General features: G+C 71.1%; 5 protein-coding genes and 1 pseudogene. 1 reads left to right on the top strand and 5 read right to left on the bottom strand.

Annotation, left to right across the window (positions count from 1 at the left end; all coding sequences use genetic code 11):
• A pseudogene (locus Q1N79_RS14375) lies at positions 1–883 on the top strand (hypothetical protein); the annotation flags it as partial.
• Between the two features lie 61 nt (positions 884–944).
• Here Q1N79_RS14375 and Q1N79_RS14370 read toward each other — a convergent pair.
• From Q1N79_RS14370 to Q1N79_RS14350, 5 genes are all read right to left on the bottom strand, one after another.
• The gene (locus Q1N79_RS14370) at positions 945–2,171 is read right to left on the bottom strand and encodes an ABC transporter substrate-binding protein (protein ID WP_300609299.1); all 1,227 of its coding nucleotides are present in this window, start codon (positions 2,169–2,171) and stop codon (positions 945–947) included.
• A 12-nt stretch (positions 2,172–2,183) separates the two neighbouring features.
• Positions 2,184–4,031, bottom strand: coding sequence for an ATP-binding cassette domain-containing protein (locus Q1N79_RS14365; protein WP_300609297.1), 1,848 nt, complete (start codon positions 4,029–4,031; stop codon positions 2,184–2,186).
• Positions 4,028–4,912, bottom strand: a complete 885-nt coding sequence (locus Q1N79_RS14360; RefSeq protein ID WP_300609295.1) for a branched-chain amino acid ABC transporter permease — start codon at positions 4,910–4,912, stop codon at positions 4,028–4,030. The genes Q1N79_RS14365 and Q1N79_RS14360 overlap by 4 nt, the downstream gene beginning before the upstream one ends.
• Complete coding sequence (locus Q1N79_RS14355) at positions 4,909–5,649, bottom strand: ATP-binding cassette domain-containing protein (RefSeq protein WP_300609293.1); 741 nt, start codon at positions 5,647–5,649, stop codon at positions 4,909–4,911. Before Q1N79_RS14355 ends, Q1N79_RS14360 begins: the two co-directional genes overlap by 4 nt.
• Positions 5,646–6,388: dihydroxy-acid dehydratase (locus Q1N79_RS14350; RefSeq protein ID WP_300609291.1), on the bottom strand; the 743-nt coding region annotated here is incomplete at its 5' end. The genes Q1N79_RS14355 and Q1N79_RS14350, both read right to left, overlap by 4 nt.

Raw genomic sequence — 6,388 nt, 5'->3', positions numbered from 1 at the left:
GCCGGAGGCCGTCAGGCACCGGCCGCCGTGGGCGGACGCGCCCGCGGACGGCGGGAGCGGGGATGCCGCCGATCCGGTGGCCAACGTGCCGGCGGGTCCGGCGCGGGACCTCACCGCCGCCTTCGCCCAGGCGGCCGGGCTGACCGCGGTGGCCGATGCGCTGGCCGGCGCGCGCGAGACTCAGGCGGCGCGGTTCTTCGCCTGGCCGGTGGCCAGGCTGATGCGCGGGCGCCGCGACCCGGTGCGCGCGCTGCGCGCCGCCGGCGGCAGGAACGTCGCGGCCGCGAGCCCGGCTGGCCAGGCGCAGCAGTCCGAGGTAGACAACGCGATCACGGCGTTCGCCGACGCCGTGGGCGGCCTGCTGCCCTCGCCATGGTCGGCGTCGCTGCGGGCGGCGGCACGGTCGAACGCGGCCGCGGTGCCGTCGGCGCTGGCCGGCGCGGTGACGCCGTCGCTGCCAGGCACCGGCCCGGCGGTGCCCGCCTGGTGGCGGCTGATCGCCGCCTGGCAGTGGCTGCTGACCGTGCTCGCCGCCGCGGGCGTGGTGTGGGCCATCGTCATCGCCGTGGCGCACGGCGGGCGGCAGCAGTCGACGCTGATCGGCGACGTCTCGCTGATCCCGTGGCTGCTGATCATGGCGGCGGCCATCCTGCTGCTCGGCTTCCTCACCGCCGCCGGCTGCCAGAACATCGTGCTGCTCGCTGCCGACCGCGAGCGCGAGAGCGCCGAGCAGGCGATGCGCCGGCGGGTGGCCGCGGTGACCCGTGATCTCGTGCTGGTGCCGGCCGGGCGGGAGATCGCCCAGTACGAGCGCTTCCGCCGGGAGCTGGACCTGGCACAGGGACCGCACGGACCCTGGCCCGTCGGGTCCGCCACCGGCTAGCGGTATCCCGAACGGTCCCGGCAGACTCCCGGGACCGTTCGGGATAATGGCTTTTAATTCTTTACTTGTACAGCGACGGGGTGCCGTTGGGATTGATGATCTCCATCGCGGCCAGGACCTCGCTGATGTCCTCGTAGTTGGACGGGTTCCTGTTCCATACGATGCCCAGCGTGTTGATATCCAGGTGCTGGAGCTTTTGCATGATCGCGGTCTCGTTCAGGCTGTTCGCCTGCGTGATCGCCCAGTCGATCTCGAGCCCGGCGTCCCAGCCTTCCTGGCTGTTGTCGATCGCGTTCGAGTTGCCCAGGCCCGCCGCCCGCATCCCGGCTTCGTAGGCCTCCAGGCCCGCGGCGGTGAGCTTGTCCTCCGCCGAGGTGCCCTGCTGAGCGGCGGTCAGCCAGTCTGGCATGGAGCCGAGCACGTAGATGTCCTGCATCGCCGACGCGCCGCCGGCCGCCGCGATGAAGCTGGGCAGCTCGCAGGCCGAGCACTCGCTGATCGGGATCGTCGGGTCCTGCGCGCGGATCGCGCGGATCGCGGTGATCGAGTCGGTGCCAGGCACCAGGCCGAAGAGGATGATCTGCGGCCTGGCGGCCAGCATGGCGAGCACCTCGGGCGTGACGTCGGTGGCGCCTACCTGGTCGATCTGGGTGGAGACGAGCGAGAAGCCGTACTGCTTGGCCAGCGTCTGCACCGTGCCCTGGTTGGCCAGGCAGACCGAGCCGCAGTTGTCCTCGAGCAGCGCGACGCGGGTGTAGTGCCGCGGCACGATCAGGTTCACCACCGAGGCGTACTGGTCCTCGTAGAAGACGTCGTAGAAGCCGGGGAACCCCCAGGAGGTGAGCTCGCTTGCCGGATAGCCGTTGCTCTGCCAGCCGGACGACAGGCTGATCAGGATCGTCTTGTTGGCGATCGCGATCGGCAGCGCGGACTCGGTGTCGGCGCCGGATTCCGGTCCGATGATGACGGTCGCGTGGTACTGGTCGATGCACTTGCGGGCGATCAGCTCGGACTCCGAGGCGCTGGACTGGTTGTTGAACGTGATGTAGTTGACCTGGTGGCCGAGGATGCCGCCGGTGGCGTCGATGTGCTTGAAGTACGCCTCGGCGCCCCAGTTGTCCGTCTCGCCGATCTGGGCGTACGGGCCGGCGAGCGCGAGGTCGCCGCAGGCGACGATCGTGGAGTTGCTGGCCGCGCTGCTGCCGCCCGAGCTGCAGGCGCCGAGCGCTCCGGCGAGCAGGACGGCCGCCGCGGCGGCGATAAGCGGCATGATTGTGCGTCTTCGCATTGATTGAACCTCCTAGAGACCGACAAGGAGCGAGTTAACGATTGGCGATGCGCGGAAGTCGTCTGGGCCGCCGTCGAACACGAGACGGCCGCCGGATAGGACGAAGATGCGCTGGCTGACCTGCGCCACCAGGTCCAGGTCGTGTTCCACGAGAAGGACGCAGGTCATCTCCCCGGACTGGCGCAGCATGTCCGCCAGGCGGTACCGCTGCTGTTCGGAAAGTCCTGATGCGGGCTCGTCGAGCAGCAGCAGGCGCGGCCGCGGCGCGAGCGCGCGGGCGAGCTCGACCATCCGCTGGTTCTCCAGCGTCAGCGAGGAGACCTCGCGGTCGGCCATCCGCTGCATGCCGAGCTCGCTGAGCGTCTGCGCGGCCTTGTCCCTGGCCTCGCCGAGCTTGCTGCGGGCGATCCGGGTGACGATGCCCGACTGGTGCGAGGCCAGGCAGGAGACGGCCACGTTATCGAGCACGGTGCGGCCCTTGATCAGGTGCACCGCCTGGAAGGTCCGGCTGATCCCCAGGTAGAAGCGCTGATGCGGCAGCTTCCTCGTGATGTCCTCGCCGTCGAGCAGAACCTGGCCCCGCGACGGCTGCACGCTGCCGCCGATGACGTTGAGCAGGGTGGTCTTCCCCGCGCCGTTCGGGCCGCAGAGGCCGAACAGGCCGCGCTTGGGGAGCGCGATCGCGATGTCGTCGAGCACAGAAAGGCCGCCGTACTCCTTGCCGATGTCCCTGCACTGCAGCAGCGGCGTGACGCCGGGCGCCAGGGGCGTGCCCGGCGCCGGCGACGCGCCCGCATAGCCGGCCGCGTCTGTCGGGGCCAGCGGCACGCCCGCCGCCTCCGCGCGCGCCGCGGGCCCGGTCATCGCGGCCGGGCTCTCGGCCTGGCCGATGGCCTGGGCGCGGCGGTTGCGCACCCACGCCACGCCTGTGTGCACGATTCCGGCGAGCCCCTCCGGGTCCGTGAGCAGCACGACGGTGAGCAGCAGCCCCTCCACGACGAGGATGTTCACGCTCACCCAGTTGCTGGCCCCCTGCAGGTACTGGATCACCAGCGCGCCGATGACCGCGCCGATGACCGACCGCCGCCCGCCGATGAACAGCATGATCAGCAGCGCGAGTTCGGCGGTGGGGTCGATCAGCGTCTCGGGGACGAACTGCTGCGTGCCGGCGTAGGCGGCGCCGCCCAGTGCCGCGAACACGCAGCCGAGCACGAACAGCTCGAGCTTGCGGCGCGGCGTGCGCACGCCCATGGCGGCGGCGGTGTGCTCGTCCACCCCGAGCACGAACAGCTCGAGCCCGATGTCGGAGGTCAGGATCCGCGACGCGACGAACACCGCGAGCGCCAGGAACGCGATCGTGACCAGGCCGCCCCCGATCAGGGTCGCGTTGGTCGACGACGACGGCCACAGCGCACCGGTCAGCGGCGCGCCGACGGGACCGCCGAGGAACCCGGTATTGCTGACGTAGCCCACCGCGATCAGCGGCAGCATCAGCGTCGCCACGGCGAGCGCCAGCCCGGAGGCGCGCGTGACCACGGAGCCGAGCAGCAGCGCGGCGAGCGCCGCGCCGACCATCACGATGGGGGTGGCGACGAGCACCGGCATGTTGTAGTGCTGGTTCAGCATGGCCACGCCGTAGGCGCCGACCCCCATGAACACCGACTGGCTGAACGCGATCTGCTGGCTGAAGCCGATCTGCACCGCCATCCCCGCGGTGACGATCGCGTAGCAGGCCGCCAGCACGAACACCGACCCGGTGTACTGCAGCCCGTAAATCAGCACGATCAGGACGCCGCCCGCCAGCACAACGCCCGTGGGCACGAGCGACCGCGTGCGCGCGACGCTAACCAGGCTGCTCACCCGCTCACCGCCGATTCGAAGCCGAGCGCGCGCGGCCAGGCGAGCACCGCGGCGGCAAGGAGGGCGTACAGGATCGTGTCCCCGTACTCGGCGTTGACGTAGCCGTCGAGCAGCGCCTCGAGGATGCCGATGAACAGGCCGGCCAGCAGCGCGCGGCCGGGCTTGCGGAAGCCGCCGTACGCGGCGGCAAGGAACCCGGTCAGCGAGATCGTCGCGCCGGACAGGTACGTGTAGCCGGTGATCGGCGACTCCACGATGCCGAACACCGCCGCGATCACCGCCGTGCCGATGAAGATGAGCCGCCGGTAGCGGCGGGTGTCGATCCCGGCGATCCGCGCCCCGACGGCGTTCTCGCCGCTGGCCTCGAGCGCCTTGCCGCCGAGCGTGTAGCGGATGTAGAGCCAGAACGCCGCGCCGATGATGACCGCGCAGGCGAGCACCAGGATGCCCGCGCGCTCGAAGTGCAGGCTACCCCAGGTCAGCGAATTGCCGTTCCACAGCGCGGGCGCCGCGTGCACGTCGGTGCCGAAGAGCATCTTGGCCACGCCGTCGATGAAGAACGACAGCGCGAACGTGAAGAAGAACGTGACCACGATGCCCTCCATCCGCCGCGGCCCGTCCTGCGCGATGCGCAGCACGACGATGTCGTAGGCGTAGGCGAAGATCGCGACGACGGCCAGCGTGGTCAGGATCGCCACGGGCAGCGGCAGGCCCTTGACGCGGTACAGGTTGTCGACGCCGAGCGCCCCGGTCATCGCGAAGTCGCCCACGGCGAGGTTGAGGATGTTCGACACCCGGTACCAGACCGAGACGCAGACGGCGAACACCGCGTAGATCGAGCCGGTCACGAGGCCCGCGATGACGAGGTTGCCGAATTTCATGCCGCACCTGCCACACCGTTGCGCACTTCGACCCTCCGGTTGCACAACGTCAGCGCCCGCTTGGGTGCCTCCTCGACGATGATCAGCGTGGTGCCCTGCTCGTGGATGCGTGCCAGCACGTCGTACACCCGGCGGGCGACCGCCTCGGCGAGCCCGAGGCACGGCTCGTCGACCGCGAGGATCTTGGGGTCGCTCGCCAGCCCGCGCGCGATCGCGACCATCTGCTGCTGCCCGCCGGAAAGAGTGCCGGCCTGCTGCTTCAGGTGCGGCTTCAGCTCGGGGAAAAGATCAATAGCTCTGCCGAACGATCCCGACCGTCTCGCCCGGCCGATGCTTCTCGTCCACGGGTAGCAGCCGAGCAGGATGTTGTCGATCGCGGCCAGCTCCGGGTACAGCTGGCGGCGTTCGGGCACCAGGGTGAGGCCGTGCCTCGCGGCCCAGCGGACGTCGCCGTTGGGGGCGGACGTGCCGAAGATCTCCACCGCGCCGCGGCGGCGCACCATGCCGGTGACGCCCATCAGGATGCTCGACTTGCCGTTCCCGTTGGGGCCGGTGATCGCGCAGGCGTCGCCCTCGGCCACGGTGAACGTCGCGCTGTGCACCGCGACCACGTTCCCGTACGCGACCGAGAGGTTGGTAACGTTCAGCGCGGCGCGCCCCCGCGTGCGGGCGCCGCCCGTCCCGGCGCTGTCCTTGCCCGTGCGCCTGGCCCCCGCGCGGTCCGCGCCGCCGCTCATGACGCGGACTCTCTGGGTCTCAGCACCGCGCCCTCAGGCAGCGGCCGGACCAGTCGCTGGTAGACCGACAGCCAGCCGACCTCGCCGCTCGGCGGGTTCGCCTGCAGCGCGGCCTTGCGCCGGGTGAGCTCGTCGGCCGCGACGTCCAGGTCGGCGGTGCGGCCGGGCACGTCGATGCGGATCGTGTCGCCGTTTTCTACCAGTGCCAGCGGCCCGCCCTTTGCCGCCTCCGGGGACACCTCGCCGACCACGATGCCCTTGTTGACCAGGCCGGACAGCTGCCCGTCGGTGACGACCGCCACCTTGCCGGTCAGCCCGGCGCCATCGAGCGCGAACACGAGCTGGGAGGCCATGCCCATGCCGGGGGAGCCGGTGACACCCTGCCCGCGCAGCACGACGACCTGCCCGGCTTCCACCTGCCCGCCGCGTACCGCGTCCAGGGCCTGCGCCAGCGAGTCGAACACGATGGCCGGGCCGGCGAAGTCGAGGCGCCGGTCGTCGGCGACCGCCAGCTTGACGATCCCGCCTTCGGGGCAGAGGCTGCCGCGGATCAGCACGATCGTGGGCCGCCGCCCGAGCGCCCGCTCCGGCGGCCGGATGACCTCCTCGTCCGCCACCGTGACGCCGTCCAGGTTCTGCGCGACGGTCTTGCCGGTGACGGTGCGGGCGCCTGTGTCCAGCAGGCTTTCCTCTCCTGGTGGCGCGGACCGGCCGGCGAGCTGCTTCATGACCGCGCGGG

Source organism: Trebonia sp. (assembly GCF_030042015.1).
Classification (GTDB): domain Bacteria; phylum Actinomycetota; class Actinomycetes; order Streptosporangiales; family Streptosporangiaceae; genus Trebonia.
The sequence above is the reverse complement of the archived record's forward strand: the minus strand, read 5'-3'. Positions and strand labels throughout refer to the sequence as shown.